This window comes from Mycobacteriales bacterium (assembly GCA_040902655.1).
Classification (GTDB): domain Bacteria; phylum Actinomycetota; class Actinomycetes; order Mycobacteriales; family SCTD01; genus SCTD01.
Map to the genome: position 1 here is coordinate 1 of JBBDWV010000048.1, position 16,826 is coordinate 16,826.

The following is a 16,826-nucleotide window of genomic DNA, read 5'->3' on the forward strand; positions in this document are numbered from 1 at the left end:
GGTCACAAAGGCCGAAACGATCAAGAGGGCGAAGGTTGCCTGATGCGGCACTAGGCCTGCTGCACGCAGCTCGGCCCTCCCGCCGTCGTCAGTTGCCGCGCCTGTTGCCGCGAGTCGGCACGCGGCTGGATCGCCACCGCCCAGTACGGGGTCGGTGGCGAAGCCAAGGCCGTGCGGCCACCACCAACCAGGTTCACGGCCGGGCGCGGCGTCAGCGGGCACCCGGTCCCAGCACAGCCCAGGGCGGCAAGCAGTCCGGCAACGGGTCGTCGCGATCGTCCCCCTGTGCGCCCGAATCGGTTCAGAGGTGGTCATGGACGTCGTTGACGTCGACTCGTTGTCCGTGCTGCCCGTGACCATCTCAGCAAGTGCTGGCTTCGCCCGAGCCGTGGACTTCAGTCGTGACCGTGACGAACGCCGGGAGCAGCTCCGATGGCTCATGACTACGCCCGCCTCGGGCGAGCCGATCACGTTCCGTCCTCAGGGACGCCATCGGCACGGAGAGACGCTGTCGTCTGTTTGCCTCCGTTGGTGCCGGGAGGGTCGTGCGGTGGATGAGCGCGTCCTCCAGCCAGGACCCCTCGACGACGTTATCCACAGCCCTGCTTCCCAGCTCACCCAGCCTTGCGCGCTTGTCCAACCGGACGCTAGCGGGTCAGACCGACAATCAGGACCCGTTCGCCTCAGCCAAGTCGCGGCGTGATTCTCACTCCCTGCCCGATCGCTCTTGGCCTCTGCGAGCATCGCGTTCCCACCCCCGAGCGAGATGTTCGAGCTGGATCTGCAGCAGATCGAGGTGGTTGTCCGCCGTCGCTACGTGCACCCGAGCCTCGATGAGGCGGTCGCGGGCTTCGTCCTGGTGCGGTCCCTGTGGCTGCGTCGCAGTCGAGGTGAGAAGTCGCAGCGCAGCCCGAAGTTCCTGATCCGCCTGGTTGGTAAGGATTGAGCCTGGGTCGTCGTTCCGCGCTACTGCCGTGAGCGTGATCTCGCCTGGCCGCTTCAGGAAATCACCCCGCAAGCGCCGGACATCGGCCTGGGCGTTGCTCGCCGCGTGGTGTGCCCGATCGATGGCGTCACGAGTGCTGGCCGCGTCGCCGTACATGACGCTGTCTACAGCTCGGTACAGCTCCCGCCGCACGTAGGCCAGCTGAGGGCGGATGTCGTCGAACACAGCCGCGAGACGTTCAGAAGCAGCCAAAGCGTCGTGAAGCGTCGGAGGTGCCGGCGGCTCCAGCGAGGCAGCCGGGCGCAGCAGGTGTGGCGGCAGACTTCGCTCCTGGCTGCCCAACCTGAGGTCGATCAGCCGAGCGAGGGCCAGCTTGTCCTTGGCGCGACTCGCAGCCCCGTGTGAGCGCACCAGGTCGTCGAGGCACGCGACGGGAAGCTCCCTGCCGTAGGCGGATACCCTTCGCGCCCGTGGATCCAGTTCGTCATACCCGTCCGGCACTCCGTGGGGCGCCGGCACGACGTCAACCCGTCCGTACCGCGTCTGGCTCAGCAGGACGCGATCACCGGCCAGGCGACGTCGGTCCATCGGCAGCTGGAGCGGGTAGCCGAAGCCGGGGACCCACTCCTGCGCCTCGACCGACGCCAGCGCCGCGGCCAGCCGTGCAAGGTTCGGCGCCGACCGCTCCGGCGTGAGGTCGAGGCCACGCGTCGGTGCGGGGGATCCGTGCAGCTGTGCCGCGACTCCGCCGATGATGACGTAGCGGACCTGATGGCGTTCCAGCGCGGCGACGATGCCCGCCGGATCGAGCACCGCCGACTCGGCACCGCCGCTCATGGCGCGTCGTCCGGTGGCTTGTCCGCGAGAAGCAGCAGCTCGGCCTGGTACGCGTCGCTTCGCCGGTCGATCTGCTCGCGCTCGGCTTCGGTCATCTCCAGCGGCACCGGGATCGGCGTTCCGTCGACGGCGTGGTGGATCGTGTACCCGCGGCCGGACGTGACGTCGAGGTAGCGATCAGTCCCGGGCACCTCCGCCAGCCGGTCGAGCAGCGACGGGCCGGTCGGCACGACAGAGAGCAATGAGCGTTCGTGGTCGCACATGTCAGGCTCCTGGGGTAACCGGGCGCCGATCGGCGCGCTGGGCAGGTCACCCTCAGTAGGAGCACTTTCGGCCGCCGCCACAACAGGGGCGCCGCCAGCCTGTGGACAAGCAGCTGCCGCCCCAACCGTGTCCACAGGTCGAACCGCGTCCGGCACGACGAGGCGCCGCAGCGCCGGGTCGTCGAACCAGGCGGTGGTGTGCAGCCGCAGCGCCGGCTCCCGGCCGTACAGCACGACAGCGCTGCCGGTGGGCAGCTGCCGCAAGTACTCGACCGGGGCGACCTTCATCTGCGACGAGGAGGTGCTGATGCTGCGGTGTCCGTCGCCGCCGATGCTCACCGAGGTCCGTTCGCGCTCGAACTCGCCGATCATCCGGGAGGTCTGGTCGAGGGTGGCGAGGTCGGCCGAGCCAGGGAGGAAGACTCGGGCGGTGTGGTTGTTGACCACCGTGGCCGCGTTCCGACCGTAGATCGCCTGGATCTGCGCGAGGTCCTGCCAGACCGAGCAGATCTGGATGCCCTGACCAGCGCCCGTCGAGGCGTAGGTCGCCAGCTCCCGCAGCGGGGCGATGTTCGCGGCCTCGTCGAGCATGAGCAGCAGCGCTGGGTCGAGAGGCTGACCGGTCGAGGCGTACAGGTCCTGGGCCGCCCGGAGCACCGCCTGCACCAAGGCTTCGAACAGCGGCCGCAACCGGGCCTGCGCGTGCGCCGGGGCGACGAGGTAGAGCGTCTCGCTCTCGGTGACGAGCCGGCGTACGTCGATCACCCGGCCGGCGAGGTGGTCTGCCCCGACGACGTCGGTGGCGCCGCGGGCGGACGGGCTGGCGAACGCCTTGAGGATCGACTCGGCGGTCGCGTAGACGGAGTCGCGTTGCCGCTCCTCGCGGGCGCAGGTGGCCGCCCACGCGTCGAGGGCATCGACGTCGGCCAGGTAGCCGAGGAGCTCGGTCACCTGCTTCGTCTCGCGCCGGTCGACCCACGATGACACCTGTCGTACGCCGCCACCGGCATGCGCAGCGGCGAACAGCAGCGGGCCGAGGAGTTTGGCGCCCAGGCTCTCCCAGAATCGCGCGTTGTCGCCGGCCCGCGCGTCCCCGGCGGCCTCGACGAGCCAGGAGGCGACCTGCTCGGCGGCCGGGTAGTCGGTGCAGGCCAGCAGCGGGCTCCACTTGGCTGTCGGGTAGCCGGTCTGTCCGGTCGGGTCGAAGACGTGCACCCGACCGCGGCGGAGTCGCTCGTCGTAGGTCAGTCGCAGCACGTCGCTCTTCACCGAGGTCACGACCAGCGGCCCGTCCCAGCGCAGCACACCGGGTACGACGAGCCGGCTGGTCTTGCCGGCCTGCGTCGGCGCGACGACCAGGACCGAACGACGTGCCTCGGCGGCGATCAGGGGGCCGCGCCGGCCCAGGCGGCCGAGCAGGATCCGGCCGCGCTCGCTACGACGGACGACGAGATGCGGGACCTGCCGCCGCGTCGCCCAGGCTGATGATCGATCGCGCTCGGCGCGAGGATCGGGCCTACGCCGAAGGCGGGCGACGACGACTGCCGCGCCGATCAGGCCGGCGAGCAGCACGAGCACGAGACCGGTCAGGACGACGTAGAACGCGACCGAACCGGCGAGCTGATCGCGCGCCGACGCAGGCCAGCTGGACGCGGGATCGGCCAGGTGCCCGGGAAGCGCCAGCGCGACGCTGCCTGCCTCCGCGAAGGGGACCTGCGGCCATCGTCCGTGCGTGAGGCGACCAGCGAGCTGCCCCGCAGTCCACACCAGCAAGCCGACCAGCAGCACTGCTCCCAGCAGGCACGCCACGGCGGCGGTGACCAGGTCCTCAGTCGTCCCGGCCCGGCCGGGTCGTGGGTGGGGGCGCATTCCTGACTCCTCGAGCTCAGCAACGGTCGGAGAGGCCGACGGCGCGCAGCGGACGGTCGACGGGCGACGGCTCGCGGGCCGGGGGGACCAGTGCGTGGTGTCGCTCGACGGCCGCGCGCAGGCACGCCAGCTCGTGGACCGCGCCGGACATCAGCTCGTCGAGATCGCCGTGGCCGGCGCCGGCGAGCTGGACGAGCCGCACCCCTGCCTCGACGGCCCGGCGGCGAGCGGCGGTCTCGGCGACGATGCAGGCGTAGTGCCCCGCGTTGGCCACCGTCGGTGTCGCGGCGAGTAGGTCGTGCAGTACGACGGCGGCCTTGCGCTCGCCGAACTGGAGCCGACCGCGGCGACGCAGCTCGGCGTGCACCGTCAGTGGGTCGACGGGGTCGCCTCGGTCGTTCAGGTGCTGCATGACGCCGAGCAGCTCGCCGTGCGCGGGCCGGTGGAACTGCTCGGTCCGCAGCCGGGGCAGCAGCCGGCTCGCGACTTCGGCGCTGAGCAGGATCGCGCCGAGCACGGCCTGCTCGGCCGGGATGTCCTGCGGTGGCTCTGCCGGCTCCGCTCCCCACGGGCGTTGTTGGGCGGTCATCGGTCGGCCAGCATCCGGGCATCGGTGTCCGTCATCGCCAGCTCCGCAGCGCTGCGGCGGTGCTCCACGACGAAGGAGCGGACCCCCACCTTCCAGAGAGCTGTGCCCTGCGGCAGGTGCGGCAGCAGCTCGGCCTCGGTGCTGGTCAGCGCGAGCAGCTCGCGCGCCTGGCTGACCTCACTGACCGGCTGGGTGTAGACGACGCGGGTGCCGGCGTCGGCCAGCAGTCCCCGGGCGAGCAGCGCCTGCTCCGACCCGGCCGGTCCGGCAGCCGTCAAATCCGAGAGCCGGTGCAGTACGGCGAGGTTGGCGACGCCGTGCGCCCGCGCCAGCTTGTAGGACTGCTGCAGCCACCGCGCCGTACCGAGCGAGGACAGCAGGGCCCAGGCCTCGTCGACGACGACGTAGCGCCTGGCCGCGTCGGTCGCGTGGACGGCCGCCTGCAGCCAGGCCGTCGCGCAGGTCATGACCAGCGGCAGCGCGTCGCGGTTGTGCTGGTAGACCTCGGCGAGGTCGAGCACCATCAGCGGACCCGCGAGGTCGCGAGGGTCCACCGTGGTCGGCGCGTCGAACATGCCGGCCAGGTCACCCGTGCACATCCGGCGCATCACGAGCGCGACGTCGCGTGACGCCTCGGTCAGCGCCGCCACCTCCATGCGCAGGGAGGAGGCCGCCTCGGCCGAGGGGGCGAGCAGGGCCTCGACGAGGTCGGGCAGGATCGGCGCGCGGCCAGTCGCCGTGGTGATCGCCCGCAGGGCGAGGTCCAACGCCGCGTGCTCGACAGGCACCAGCGGCCGGTCCAGCGCGGTGCTGGCCAGGGCCAGCAGCAGCCGCAGTCGCCGCCCGGCCACTTCGGCAGGAGGCACGTCGACGTCCGCCGGCCCGGTGTCGAGCGGGTTGAGCCGGGTCGGCTGCCCGGGGCCGAGCCGCAGCGGCGTCGTGTCGCACGCGGCGGCCAGGTCGCCGTACTCGCCCTTCGGATCGGCGACCCAGGCCGCGCGGCCGAAGGTCTGCTGGCGCCACAGGAACGTCTTGACGAAGCTGGACTTGCCGGAGCCGACCTGGCCGACGACGAGCAGGTTCGGGTTGGTCAGCTGTCCCGCCGCGTAGAGCTCGAAGGGGTCGAAGCAGAACGACCCGCCGAACAGGTCACGGCCGATGTAGGTGCCGCGGCTGCCGAGTCCGGCCTCGGCCATGAAGGGGTACGCGGCCTGCAGCGTGGCCGTGGTGGCGCGGTGCACCGGGAGCCGTGCCGGCCGGGCGAGGTTCACGTCGGCTCGCCGACCAGCAGCGCCAGCCTGCGGGCGATGGTGTCGACTTCTTCCGGCGTCGGTGGTGGCGGGGGAGGTACGGGTCGGTAGCGCTCGGCCTCCAGGTCGTCCAGCACCTGCTGCAGGGCGGGGGAGCGGGTCGCCGGCTCCGAGCTCGTGGTCATCGAAGCCCCCGGGCGAGCGGCAGGGTGAAGGTGAACGCCTCGTCCTGCTGGCCGTACAACCGCCGGAGCTCCAGGAACGCCCGGTGTGCGGCCTGCTCGACCTGCCCGCAGCCGTCCTCGAGCTCCTGCAGGCTGCGGCCGCTCACGGTGATGTAGCCGCTGAACCGGTAGGCCGCGTGGCCGGCGACCAGCTCGGCCTCGCGCTCCTCGATGTCGGCTGCCTCTGTACGGGTCCGCTCGGTGGTCACCTGCCCCATCCGCGCGCGCAGCGCGGCGTTGGCGAGCTCGGCGGTGCGGGCCGCGCGGGTCTCGCGAGCGGCACGACGCGGGTCGACCGGTTCGGCGACGACCGCGACGGTCCTGCGGCAGGAGGTGGTCAACAGCAGGGGGGCGAGGAAGTCGGCGCCCACCGGCAGCCTCGGCCACTCCGAGATCCAGTACGTCACATGCCAGGCGTCATCGGTGCGGTAGTGCGCCCACGCGTTCTCGGTGGCCATCGGTCCGGCCGCGGCCACGTCGACGCCGGCGCCTTCGCCGTCACCGTCGGTGCGGCGGGCCAGGGTACGGCTGGCGCTCGGCTCGTAGCTGGTACGCACGACAGCAGCCAGCGCCCGGGGCGGGAGCCAGCCGGCGAGTTCGAGGCCGGCTCGCAGGAGCTGCTCCTGGACGGCGGCCAGCTCCCGCATCAGCGCCGCCGTACCGCCGTCGGGGTCTCCTGCCATCGGCCGGGAGGACCGACGCGTGCGGCGCTCGTCGAGCTGGACCACCAGGTGGGTCTCGTGCGCCTGCGTGACCGGGCTGGCCGCCTCGATCAACGAGCGGTAGGACGCGGCAGCGGTCGCGCTCCCCCTGCCTCCCGCCTCGGTCCAGAACCGCTCGGGGGCGTCGCCCGGGTCAGGAAGGGTGCACTCCAGCCAGGCCAGTCGCCGGACCGGGGAGCCGTCGCGGGCGACGCCCGCGAGCAGCGCTCCCCAGGCAGCCACGCGACGGTCCTTGTCCGCAGCATCGGCGAGCGCGAAAGTCGAACCCCGCACCGCTGCAACAGCGGTCAGTGTGCCCGCGGACGGGTCGCGGATGACGCCGACCGTCCGGCCGCCGTCGACCTTCGGCTCGATCATGACGAGGCGGGCGAGCGATCCTGGCAGGCCGAGCGCGACCGGCGCGCCGGAAGGGGCTCGCCGCCGCGGCCGCCAGTACGTACGGCCGCCGTCAGCGAGCCGGGAGAGTTGATGAGCGGCGAGCGCCGGCAGCCACTGCTCCGCCGTCCGGCCGGCGACCGGCACCAGGGCTGCGGTCGCCATCACCAGGAGCACGACGACTCCGGCGAGCGTTCCGAGAGGTCCGACGGCAAGCCCACCGACGACGGCGATCGCGCCGGTGAGCAAGAACGCCAGCTGCCCCGCGCGCAGACCCAGCAGGACGCCACGGGTCTCACGTGGTCCAAACCGGTAGACGCCGGCCTTGGGTGGGGCTTCGGTTGCGGCGGTCATGGTCAGGCTCCCCTGCTGATAGACGGGCTGGCGGGAGAGCCGGCCGGCGGGATTGCCGCGAGAGTTCCGGTGGCTGCGCCGGCTGCACTGCGTCCGGCGGCGGCACCGCCGGCTGCCAGAGCGCCGGCCGCAGCCCACGGCGCGGCTGCCGCGACCGTCACACCGCGGTGGGCGGACAGGGCGCGGTGGCGTTGGACGGCGTACATCGCGGTCTGCCCGCCATGTGTGACGGGGCGGGTCCCGCGTTGGCGGGCGCCTTCCAGTGCCCCCGCCGCGACGGCGACCTCGAAGACACCGATGACCCGGAGAAGCAGGAAGGGCGCGAAGGCCGCGACGAGCAGTAGCGCAGCACCTGACAGCACCCCGGCGTATCCCTCACCGCCGGCTGCCAGGGCTCCTGCGGCCAGCGACAGGATCGCCACGATCACGAACTTCGCGAAGATCAGTGCCGTCAGCAGCTCTGCCAGGCGGCGAGCCCACCGCCGGCTCGGCTCCCAGGCCAGACCGGCAAGGGCGATGGGGAAGAACAGCAGCGTGGCGTAGATGGCCACGCCGCGCAGCAGCAGCTCCACCCAGATCAGGACGGCGGCGAACGCCGCGACGATCCCCGCGATCAGGGTGGCGAACGCTGGAACCGGGGTGATCAGCGTCAGATCGGACAAGTTACGCGTCGCACCGGTCATGGCCTGCTCCAGGTCGCCGACCAGGGTGCCCGCGATCAGCACAGAGAGCTCGTCACTGACGACCAGCAGGAGTTGGGTGACGGTGGTGGCGGCTGCCGTTCCCAATCCCGCGATACCGACCGCGACAACCGCGCGTGCCAACCGCCCCGGATCCTGGTGGAAGACGGTGCCCGCCGCGGAGAGCAGCAGGAACAGCAGGGCGAACATCGCGGCGAGGCCGGTCATCACGGTGTAGTGCTCGGTGAACCACGTCGAGGTGACCGCGACCGTCGTCGAGCTCGTCACCGCCTCCGTGATCGCGGTCAGGAACCACACCGCCCCTTCGACGACGAAGGCGGTCAGCGCTTCCATCGCGCTGTTGCCGAAAGCATCCGCGACCGCCCCGACCGAGTTTCCGATGAATCCACCGTCGCCTTCCAGGACAGCACCGACCTCCTCGCGCGCGTAGCAGGCGGGCTGTACGACGACCGGCAGGAACTGGCATGGGCTCACCGCCGGAGGCGGCGGCGCCGCCGGTGCAGCGCCGGCAGGAGCCACCGGCACGAGCAGGGCCGCCAGCACGAGGACGGCGAGGGACAGGGCCCTACGGGGCGACATCGAAGATTCCCGCCATGCCTTGGGTCGCGGCCAGGGCCTCGGCCAGCGATGTGACCGGCTGGTGCAGCGCCGGTATCGGACCCGGCGCGCTCTCGTACGCCACCAGCTTCCAGTCGCCGGACCACTGCAGCGTCACCGTCTCGGTCGACCAGGACTGGTCGAGGCTCCCCAGCCGTTCCGTGCCGAGGACCGCGGCCACCCACACGGCCACCGTGGCGGCGTGATCGTCGTACGCCGTCACGCGCGACATGACCGGGACAGCGGCGGCGACGACCGGCGAACCCGACCGCAGCGCGTCCTGCACGCCGGTCGCCCGCTCGACGTTCGGGCGCGTCGCCCAGCGCGCCATGATGGCCGGTGGCGGCTGGCCGTTGCGGCTGACGGCTGCCAACGCCAGATCCCGTCGAGAGGGGTCCAAGCCCAGAGCACCACCAAGCACAGCGACGTAGCGGATGGCGGCAGTGCGGGCGCCGTCGGGACTTTGGGGGTAGCCGACCGGTACCTCCGCTTCGAGGCGGGTCGGGCCGTCCAGTGGGGCGCGCGGGGCAAGGGGCTCGGCGGTGGTGCCTTTGCTGCAGGCGGTGCTCGCCAGCAGGAGAGCACTCGCCGTGACGGCGGCTCGGAACCTCATCGGACCGTCGCCCCGGCGGCATAGAAGAAGTTGACGATCGCGGCCGCGGCCCCGATGACCAGGGCGCCGACGACGCCCCCCACCGCAGCGCGGCGCCCGCCGAGAGACGCGTTGTAGTTGCCGGCCTGCGACCCGAGGAACCACGTCGCGCCGCCGGCGACGACCGCCGCGACGCAGCCGATCAGCCCGAGGAAGACCAGCCCGTTGACCATCTTCTGGAGGGCGGCGCCGCCGGGCAGGCCGGACGGGTCTGGGACGGCGGAGACCGCCACCACGAGGGTGGCGATCGGGTCCGGTGTGGCCATGCGGTTCCTCCCGAGCTGTCGCTCGCCCCACCCGTGCGGCGGTGGCGCCCGGCAGTGGGCCGGCGCAGGGAGGTTCCGTTCTGTCATTGCCGCCGCCGTTGCCAGGAGCGGGCGCGTTGGCCGGCAACCAGCGCCGTCGGGCGGCGGCAACCGGATCGGCAACGCCTGCGAGAACGGTCACGGAGCCGGACATCCGCGGCTCTCGAGAGGTGACTCGCATGCACACGACCGCCAGGGACAGGCGGTGAAGGCGGCCCTGTCGCTGGCCGCCGTGGGGATCTTCGCCGTCACGCCGGTGATGGCCGTGGTGGCCGGCGGATCCCCGGCGATGGCCACGGCGAGCACGGACGCGCTCGTCGACATCCCCCCGGACCTGCTCGCCCTCTACCAGCGGAGCGCTGCGCGCTGCCCGGGCTTGCCCTGGGCCGTCCTGGCCGCCATCGGGAAGATCGAGAGCGATCACGGACGGTCCACCGCACCCGGGGTCCGCTCGGGCAGCAACGTCGCGGGAGCCGCCGGACCGATGCAGTTCGGGATCGGTGGCAAGGCCGGGGACACCTGGTCGGCGTACGGCGTCGATGGGGACGCGAACGGCACGACCGACGTGTACGACGCCGCAGACGCCGTCCCGGCCGCAGCGGACTACCTCTGCGCCAACGGAGCCGGCGAGCCGGCCCGACTGTCCGACGCGATCTTCGCCTACAACCATGCTGACTGGTACGTGGCCGACGTGCTGGCCCAGGCGGCCGCCTACACCCAGTGGGTGTCGCTGCCCGCCCCCTCCGGAGCGGCGCAGGTCGCGATCACCTTCGCCCAGAGCAAGCTCGGCTTGCCGTACCAGTGGGGCGGGGCAGGGCCGCTCTACGACTGCTCGGGTCTGACCCAGGCGGCGTATGCCGCGGCCGGTGTTCAGCTACGCAGGACCAGCCGCGAGCAGTTCTGGGACGGCCCGCACGTCCCGAAGGCGCAGCTGCAGCCCGGTGACCTCATCTTCTACGCCGACGACGTCAACGACCCGGCGACCATCCACCACCTCGGGCTCTACGTCGGTGACGGCCGGATGATCGAAGCGGCCCGGACGGGGACCCTCATCCGCTACGCGTCCATCGATCGGCCGGGCTACATCGGCGCCGTGCGTCCGATCGGGATCACGGGATGAACGAGCATGCGAGAACGGCTCGGGATCTGGCCTGGATGAGCCTTCGGGACCTCTCGACCCGCTACCTGGACCTGCTCGACATCAGCGTCCGCGTCCGACTCGACGGTCAGACTGTCGACACCGGCCAGGCCCTGGAACGGCTGGCCGTGAGCGAGGCCATCAGTCGGTACGTGAACAACGGCCGGCAGGTCGACATCCTGGCGTCGTTGAACGCGGGTGCGACCTGGCCCGAGGTCGCTGACGTGCTGGACGCACCGGAGCGCCAACTGCGCGACGAGTTCCGGGCGTGGGTCACTGGCCAGCGGGAGCTCTACGACGCCTTGCAGATCGAGAAGCCCGGATCGCCGCCGATCGGCTTGAGCCCGGCGCAGGGGGAGGCAGTACAGCAGCTGGTCTCGGGTGCCGGGCAGGTCGAGCGCGGCCGCGGCCGCGAATAGCAGCGCGACGAGTCCAACCCTGCGGCACATCGCGGGACGCTCAGGCAGACTGGCTGCATGAGATCTGATGCATCCACGGCCGTGATCCGCCAGTGGGCTCGTGAGCAGGGGCTCGAGGTCGGTGACCGCGGGCGCCTTTCACCGGCGGTGCTGGCGGCGTACCAGTCCGAGGCGGCCGGAACAACCTCGGAGTACGAAGGAGCACGGGCCGCCAGTGCCCGCCCCTCCACCCTCACCACGGGCGACTACCGCATCGCCGCGTCCCCGGTAAGCGGTGCCACTGGCACCGGTCGACGAGTACGAGCTCGCGTCTCGTAGTAGCGGCAGCCTGGGGCAGGAGAATCCCGCTTGCGGGACATCCGGATCTGCCGAGTAGCGGACGTCGCGCTGAGCGCCACAACCGGCTCAACCCGAGAGAACCGACTACCGGCCCGGGACTAGATAGAGCAGTCCTCTGTGAACCGGTAGTTGAGGAAGGGGTGCGGAGCCGTTCTTCGTTGCCCTCGGCGGGCGTCGGGCGTACCTTGGCGTTGGCCGTCCACGCTGGCCCGCCTCCGAGCCGCATTCCGCCTACGCCGGGACGTGGCAACGATGGACAAGGTTCCTCCGAATCGCGTGCAGTGGTTCCGTCGGTCACCTACCTCGGCCGCGGGCGTGGGTCGTGGCTGTGAGGACTCAGGATGACCAAGAACCGGAAGAACAAGCAGGCAGCGCGTGCGCTCGGCGCGGCGACCGGACAGTCGTACACCTCGGCCCGCCGGCAACTGGCCGGTGCACCGCCGTACGAGATCCCGTCGCATGACGACCTGGTCGCGGCGAACCTCAGCGGCGCCTGCGAGGACAGGCTGGGCGAGGAGGTCACGTCGGTGTTCGGCGTCCTCGGAGGCGCCGGTGCTGGCGGAGGTGTCCTGCTGCTGGACGGGATGCGGGTGGCGGAAGCGACGATCGAGCGCCTGGAGATCAACGACGCCGCCGTGAGCGTCTTCGAGGTGGAGACGTTCGAGGGCGGGGCGACAGCCTCCAACGCTCAGGCCGAGGCAGAGCTCTTCGTGCAGGGCGTCATGGCGAAGGGCGACGCGATCGCCAGCGAGGCGAGCGGGCTCGTCGAGATCATCGAGCCCGACCTGAACCGGCACGACTCCCTCGTCGCGGTGGTGCGCGGCGTGCCGGTCGAGCTCGACTTCGAGGCAGTGGTCACTAGCGACACCGAGTCGGTCGAGGACCTCCGCCTCGTCGGAGGCAGCCTCTTGCTGTAGCGCGCCGTCGGCAGACCTCGTCCACAGGGACCGTCGGGGGATAGCGGGCGGGGGCCCCGCGCGAGGGAACCTCGGGCTCGCAGCCGGCCCGTCGCCCGCGCCACGTCGCCTGGGCCAGGACAGCCCCGCCCGCAGGGGCAGGGTCCTGAACCGCAGTCGCCGGAAGGCCGGCGGCGGGTCGTTTGCTGGGCAGCACTAGGCAGAGCAGTCCTCTGTAGGCAGGTGTCGCTGGAGCCCTGGTGTGCCTTCCCGCCAGCGGGCTGTGAGGCTGGGACCATGTGGGGGTGACCGAGCACCTGGCGAGCGTCTTCCTGAGCTACTCCTGGAAGGACAAGCCGTTGGCGCGCGGGCTGGCCGAGGGGCTGCACGCGCGCGGCTGCCGGGTCTGGATCGACGAGGGCGAGCTCCGGGTCGGCGACAGCCTGGTGCAGAGCATCAGCGAGGCGCTCGACCGGGTGGACTTCGTGGTCGCGCTGGTGAGCGCGGCCAGCGTGGGCAGCGACTGGTGCCGCAAGGAGATCAGCCTGGCGATGACCGGCGAGGTCAAGCGGCAGGGCGTCACGGTGATGCCGCTCCGGGTAGGGGACGTGGAGATGCCGCCCACGCTCAAGGACAAGGTGCACCTGGAGGTGGACCCCGACGACGTGCCCGACGCGGTCGAGCGGCTCCTCCGGGACATCCGCCGGCACCTTGAGCCGCCCGCGCCGCTGCCGCCGCGACGGCGGGCTCCCGAGGCCCGTCCGACGCCCGGGAAGCCGACCCCTGCAGCGAGGCCGGTGCCGCCGCCGTCGTGGCAGAAGCCCCGTGAGCCGGCGGGCCCGCTGCGGATCGTCGAGGTCGACCGGGACGGCATCACCCCGCCGCGCAACGACGGCACGCCGGGGAGCGCGCTCTACACCGTGCCGCTGCGGCTGTCCGGGGTGCCGGACCGGGCTTGGACGGAGCTGTTCCTCCGGAACTGGGACATGCCGCCGTCGTTCACGACGATGCACCGCCGCGGCATCGCCCGGGTGACGGGCGACCGGATCGTTCTCGACGGCACGACGGTCGAGGAGGTCGCGCAGTACCACCAGCAGACGCTCAAGCTGGTCGTCGACGTGACGAACGCGCAGCACGCCGAGCACCTGCGGCGTGAGGCCGCTGCCGCTGCCAGGCGGGACGAGGCGGCGCGGCGTCACCGCGAGGAGGTCGAGCGGGGGCTGGCCCGGCTGCGCTTCGACGACGAGGGCTAGCGCGCACTACCGCACCTGGCGGGAAGTTCTCAAGCACCGCCTCGGCGAGTCGCAGCCCGATCTCGCTGCCTGTCGCTCACGCTGGACCTGCCCAAGAAGGGGAGGAGGTGAGAGGAGCATGGCGAAGTCCCGCAAGGTCGGACGCGACGCCCGCACGGGCCAGTTCATCCCCGTGAGCACGGCGCGTCGTCGGGCCGGCACGGCGGTCGTCGAGACCGTCCGCACGAAGAAGGGCAAGTAGGGCCCGGCGCCGGGGAAGGCGCCGAGCATGAGGGCGGGGACGGGGCAATCAGTAGTTGCCCCGTCCCCGTCGGCGTCACCGTAGGACGGCACGGGGCCGGGCGGACGCTGGGGGTTCCTGCTTGCGTTCCCGGACGGCCTACTGGGGCTGTCGCCAGAACGCGTCCTCGGCGGGTCCATCCTCGGAGAAGAGGGCGACCTCGGCGATCTTGCCGTCGTGGGCGGTGAGCAGGTCCAGCCTGGCCATGTCCATGCTGGCGCCCTCGTGGGTGCCGGTGAACCTGGCCCGTCCTCGCCTCGAGCGGGCGGTGTCTTCGCGGTACTCGGACGCCGTGCGGCGACCGGCCCGACAACCGATCTGCTCGCCCCGGCGCACTCATCTGCCGCTGACCGCGTTCCTGCCGAGAAGCAGTAGGCCGGGCGCTCTCAGCTGCTCGCAATCCGATAGGACTCCTGAAGGAGTTCCTCGAGGTCAACGGGGTCGACTCGACCAAGCCGAACCAGGACCAACAACGGTGAGCGATCGTGATGGTCGGTCCAGTAGTAGGTGTCCGGCTCTGTCGAAGCAAGCGCCTCACGCTCGAAGGTCTTGACCGTCAGCACGCCGTCGTCCCACATCCGAGCCATCAAGGTGCGGGCGAACCACGTCGGGCGCCCCCAGCTGAGGCGCTCCGTCACGCCAGGCAGTGCCAGGCAGATGCCTCTGACGTCGCTCTCGGTGGTCACAGCCTCACGATGGCGGCTGCTGGATGGGGGGTCCAGCGATCTTGCTGTTTGAGCCGGAGGTTAGGCACAGATTCGCGGTGCGCATCCGCGACCGCGCCTGGGCCTCCACTTCTGCCGCGGAGCGTGGTTCCCGTCGATGGCTGGGCCGCGCACTCTGCGCCACCGGGCCAGGACTGCGGCCACGGAGACGAGCGCTGCATGAGGCTGGTTCCGGGACGAGCCTTCCAGGGGACCGCGTCGTCGGCCGGTTGGCCCATGGCGTCGTGCCGTCCGGACGCAGCGGTCAAGGTCTCCGGAGCGAGCAGGTCAGGCCGCGACGCGAGCGGGCCGAAGCCGCAGGGCGACCGCCCCAGACTTGAATTCACGGCGATCCACGAGTTCAAGCTCGATGCGCTCGCGCAGACCGGCGAGCAGCGTCGGGCCTCGTCCGGCGAGCACCGGTTGCACGAGGAACTCGTACTCGTCGATCAGTCCGAGGTCTGCCAGCGCAAGAGGGAGGGTGACGCCACCCACCCACAGGCGCTCGCCAGGCTCCTGCTTGAGCCGCTGAACCGCTTGCCCCAGGTCGCCTCGCACCAGCTCGGTATTCCAGTCGACCTCGCTCACCGTGCTCGACACGACGTGCTTCTTCGCCCGGTCGATGGCCTCGGCGAACGGGATCTCCCCGTCACCCATCGAGTCAGGCCACGTGCCCGTGGCCGGCCGCCGCCACGCCGACTCCATCATCTGGTAGGTCACCCGCCCGAAGAGCAGGGCATCGGCTCGTTCCATCTGCGCGGTCCAGTAGTGCAACGACTCCTCGTCCGGGGGGAGCCCGGCCTCGTGATGGCAGCAGCCGTCGAGCGTGACGTTGATCGAGTACCTAAGTGACCTCATCTGGTGCTCTCCGTTGATCGGGCGCCGCGCGTTCGCCGGACCGTACACAGACGACTGTGGCGAGCAGATCTCATCGGTGCCCGCGGAGCGGGCCCGGGAGACGAACTCTCGGCTGCTGACGCCCATCCCGAAGGTGCGATCAGGGGCCGTCCCCGAACGACCGCTTCTGCCGCGGAGCGGGAGGCATGCGGCGGCGTCAGCGGTGCCGCGGGCGTCCGGGACTAAAAAGAAGGGACGAGTGCTGCCAGCCGCTCCGTCGCGATGCACGAAACCAAGGTGCGTTCCTTCGCGTCGTTGAGCAGCTGTGCGGTCCAGTCGGTCAGTCCCCCGTCGCCGACCTCTACCTCCTCGCCCGGATCCCCCACATGAATCTTGAAGGCGACATCGGTGTAGTAGTCGGCGCCCGTCCGTGTGGGCAGATCCCGGGTCCGCACGTTCCATCCGTCGAGGGCAGGAAGGACCGTATCGATCAGGCGCTCACTGACCGCCCCGCGCCGGAAGACCGTGAAGCCGACGTGCCAGGGGACCGATCCCAACACGTCGTTCAGGATCAGCGTCCATGCCCGAAGGTGGTCCAGTAGCAGTGCCGCCTGTGCCGTCCCGCTCCCGCGGTCATGCGTGCTGGACACCAGGTTGAACAGCCGGAAGTGCGCGCTGGCAGTGCTGTCGGGGAAGTACTGGGCCCGCAGCACCCGGTGGCTGGCGGCTAGGTGCACCGCGTCAGAGCCTGCCCTTCGGCCGCGGGCCGCTTCCAGCGCCAGCACGTTGGTGGCGTCGCTGACCACCTCCGAGCCCCGGGCCGTCGAGACAACTCGACTCTGCGCCACGCCGGCGAGCGCCGACGAGATCCCGAGCGGCGCCAAGGGTGACAATTCGAGCCCTTCGAAGTGCGATGGCAGCAGCTGCCACAGCCGCGCCTCCAGCGTCGTCACCACCCTGGGGTTGCTCGCGGCAGGGCGAGTGAAGCGGTCCCGCGCCGAGCGGGTCAGAATCCTGCCGGGGGCGACTCTTGCGGCTCGCGACGTGGCGACAGACATCAAGAGGGTCGTCAGGTCGGTCTGCGAGAGGTCCTGCTCGAGGACGCGCACGACGTCCTCACCGGCCGACCGCCGCACGCGCTGCGTCGCAGCTTGGTCGTCATGGCCCATCATGTCGGCAGTCTGCCGTTCCGACCACCGCAACCGCGGGAACCTGCCCTGCAACATCCGCTCATCAGCGTGAGACGTTTTGGTCAAGCTGTTGGTCGGTGCCTCGT

General features: G+C 71.3%; 17 protein-coding genes and 1 pseudogene. 6 read left to right on the plus strand and 12 right to left on the minus strand.

Annotation, left to right across the window (positions count from 1 at the left end):
- Positions 1-706: 706 nt before the first annotated feature.
- Genes WD794_13165 through WD794_13205 form a run of 9 tightly spaced genes read right to left on the minus strand, consistent with a single transcriptional unit; the run spans position 707 to position 9,645 of the window.
- Positions 707-1,783, minus strand: a complete 1,077-nt coding sequence (locus WD794_13165; protein ID MEX2291260.1) for a hypothetical protein — start codon at positions 1,781-1,783, stop codon at positions 707-709.
- Positions 1,780-3,915 (minus strand): type IV secretory system conjugative DNA transfer family protein, encoded by a 2,136-nt coding sequence (locus WD794_13170; protein ID MEX2291261.1) that lies wholly within the window; start codon positions 3,913-3,915, stop codon positions 1,780-1,782. Before WD794_13170 ends, WD794_13165 begins: the two co-directional genes overlap by 4 nt.
- A 16-nt stretch (positions 3,916-3,931) precedes the next feature.
- A complete protein-coding gene (locus WD794_13175) occupies positions 3,932-4,504 on the minus strand; it encodes a DnaB-like helicase N-terminal domain-containing protein (GenBank protein MEX2291262.1) in 573 nt (190 codons plus the stop codon).
- Complete coding sequence (locus WD794_13180) at positions 4,501-5,775, minus strand: ATP-binding protein (protein ID MEX2291263.1); 1,275 nt, start codon at positions 5,773-5,775, stop codon at positions 4,501-4,503. Before WD794_13180 ends, WD794_13175 begins: the two co-directional genes overlap by 4 nt.
- Positions 5,772-5,939, minus strand: coding sequence for a hypothetical protein (locus WD794_13185; GenBank protein MEX2291264.1), 168 nt, complete (start codon positions 5,937-5,939; stop codon positions 5,772-5,774). The genes WD794_13180 and WD794_13185 overlap by 4 nt, the downstream gene beginning before the upstream one ends.
- Positions 5,936-7,429, minus strand: a complete 1,494-nt coding sequence (locus tag WD794_13190) for an SCO6880 family protein (GenBank protein ID MEX2291265.1) — start codon at positions 7,427-7,429, stop codon at positions 5,936-5,938. Before WD794_13190 ends, WD794_13185 begins: the two co-directional genes overlap by 4 nt.
- Positions 7,430-7,431: 2 nt before the next feature.
- Positions 7,432-8,709: a hypothetical protein gene (locus tag WD794_13195; protein MEX2291266.1), complete on the minus strand. Its 1,278-nt coding sequence runs from the start codon at positions 8,707-8,709 to the stop codon at positions 7,432-7,434.
- The gene (locus tag WD794_13200) at positions 8,696-9,340 is read right to left on the minus strand and encodes a hypothetical protein (protein ID MEX2291267.1); all 645 of its coding nucleotides are present in this window, start codon (positions 9,338-9,340) and stop codon (positions 8,696-8,698) included. Before WD794_13200 ends, WD794_13195 begins: the two co-directional genes overlap by 14 nt.
- Complete coding sequence (locus tag WD794_13205) at positions 9,337-9,645, minus strand: hypothetical protein (GenBank protein MEX2291268.1); 309 nt, start codon at positions 9,643-9,645, stop codon at positions 9,337-9,339. The genes WD794_13200 and WD794_13205 overlap by 4 nt, the downstream gene beginning before the upstream one ends.
- 244 nt (positions 9,646-9,889) lie before the next feature.
- On the opposite strand from WD794_13205, the gene WD794_13210 reads away from it, so the two are divergent.
- From WD794_13210 to WD794_13235, 6 genes and pseudogenes are all read left to right on the plus strand, one after another.
- Positions 9,890-10,804 carry an NlpC/P60 family protein gene (locus tag WD794_13210; protein ID MEX2291269.1) on the plus strand — a complete coding sequence of 305 codons (915 nt, stop codon included), beginning with the start codon at positions 9,890-9,892 and terminating at the stop codon, positions 10,802-10,804.
- A gap of 35 nt (positions 10,805-10,839) precedes the next feature.
- A complete protein-coding gene (locus tag WD794_13215) occupies positions 10,840-11,241 on the plus strand; it encodes a hypothetical protein (GenBank protein ID MEX2291270.1) in 402 nt (133 codons plus the stop codon).
- Positions 11,242-11,286: 45 nt separating this feature from the next.
- Positions 11,287-11,559: pseudogene (locus WD794_13220) on the plus strand (histone-like nucleoid-structuring protein Lsr2).
- Between the two features lie 362 nt (positions 11,560-11,921).
- Positions 11,922-12,497, plus strand: coding sequence for a hypothetical protein (locus tag WD794_13225; GenBank protein ID MEX2291271.1), 576 nt, complete (start codon positions 11,922-11,924; stop codon positions 12,495-12,497).
- Between the two features lie 284 nt (positions 12,498-12,781).
- Positions 12,782-13,729 carry a toll/interleukin-1 receptor domain-containing protein gene (locus tag WD794_13230; protein ID MEX2291272.1) on the plus strand — a complete coding sequence of 316 codons (948 nt, stop codon included), beginning with the start codon at positions 12,782-12,784 and terminating at the stop codon, positions 13,727-13,729.
- 118 nt (positions 13,730-13,847) lie between these two features.
- Positions 13,848-13,970: a hypothetical protein gene (locus WD794_13235; protein ID MEX2291273.1), complete on the plus strand. Its 123-nt coding sequence runs from the start codon at positions 13,848-13,850 to the stop codon at positions 13,968-13,970.
- Between the two features lie 425 nt (positions 13,971-14,395).
- On the opposite strand, the gene WD794_13240 is transcribed toward WD794_13235, so the two are convergent.
- From WD794_13240 to WD794_13250, 3 genes are all read right to left on the minus strand, one after another.
- Complete coding sequence (locus tag WD794_13240; protein ID MEX2291274.1) at positions 14,396-14,695, minus strand: MmcQ/YjbR family DNA-binding protein; 300 nt, start codon at positions 14,693-14,695, stop codon at positions 14,396-14,398.
- A gap of 306 nt (positions 14,696-15,001) precedes the next feature.
- The gene (locus WD794_13245; protein MEX2291275.1) at positions 15,002-15,571 is read right to left on the minus strand and encodes a dihydrofolate reductase family protein; all 570 of its coding nucleotides are present in this window, start codon (positions 15,569-15,571) and stop codon (positions 15,002-15,004) included.
- Positions 15,572-15,792: 221 nt separating this feature from the next.
- On the minus strand, positions 15,793-16,826 hold a 1,034-nt coding region (locus WD794_13250), incomplete at its 5' end, for a hypothetical protein (GenBank protein MEX2291276.1).

Bases quoted from the DNA above. Each gene is read 5' to 3' on its own strand.
- WD794_13165 (MEX2291260.1), bottom strand. From the start codon at position 1,783: ATGAGCGGCGGTGCCGAGTCGGCGGTGCTCGATCCGGCGGGCATCGTC.
- WD794_13170 (MEX2291261.1), bottom strand. From the start codon at position 3,915: ATGCGCCCCCACCCACGACCCGGCCGGGCCGGGACGACTGAGGACCTG.
- WD794_13175 (MEX2291262.1), bottom strand. From the start codon at position 4,504: ATGACCGCCCAACAACGCCCGTGGGGAGCGGAGCCGGCAGAGCCACCG.
- WD794_13185 (MEX2291264.1), bottom strand. From the start codon at position 5,939: ATGACCACGAGCTCGGAGCCGGCGACCCGCTCCCCCGCCCTGCAGCAG.
- WD794_13190 (MEX2291265.1), bottom strand. From the start codon at position 7,429: ATGACCGCCGCAACCGAAGCCCCACCCAAGGCCGGCGTCTACCGGTTT.
- WD794_13195 (MEX2291266.1), bottom strand. From the start codon at position 8,709: ATGTCGCCCCGTAGGGCCCTGTCCCTCGCCGTCCTCGTGCTGGCGGCC.
- WD794_13200 (MEX2291267.1), bottom strand. From the start codon at position 9,340: ATGAGGTTCCGAGCCGCCGTCACGGCGAGTGCTCTCCTGCTGGCGAGC.
- WD794_13205 (MEX2291268.1), bottom strand. From the start codon at position 9,645: ATGGCCACACCGGACCCGATCGCCACCCTCGTGGTGGCGGTCTCCGCC.
- WD794_13215 (MEX2291270.1), top strand. From the start codon at position 10,840: ATGAGCCTTCGGGACCTCTCGACCCGCTACCTGGACCTGCTCGACATC.
- WD794_13225 (MEX2291271.1), top strand. From the start codon at position 11,922: ATGACCAAGAACCGGAAGAACAAGCAGGCAGCGCGTGCGCTCGGCGCG.
- WD794_13235 (MEX2291273.1), top strand. From the start codon at position 13,848: ATGGCGAAGTCCCGCAAGGTCGGACGCGACGCCCGCACGGGCCAGTTC.
- WD794_13245 (MEX2291275.1), bottom strand. From the start codon at position 15,571: ATGAGGTCACTTAGGTACTCGATCAACGTCACGCTCGACGGCTGCTGC.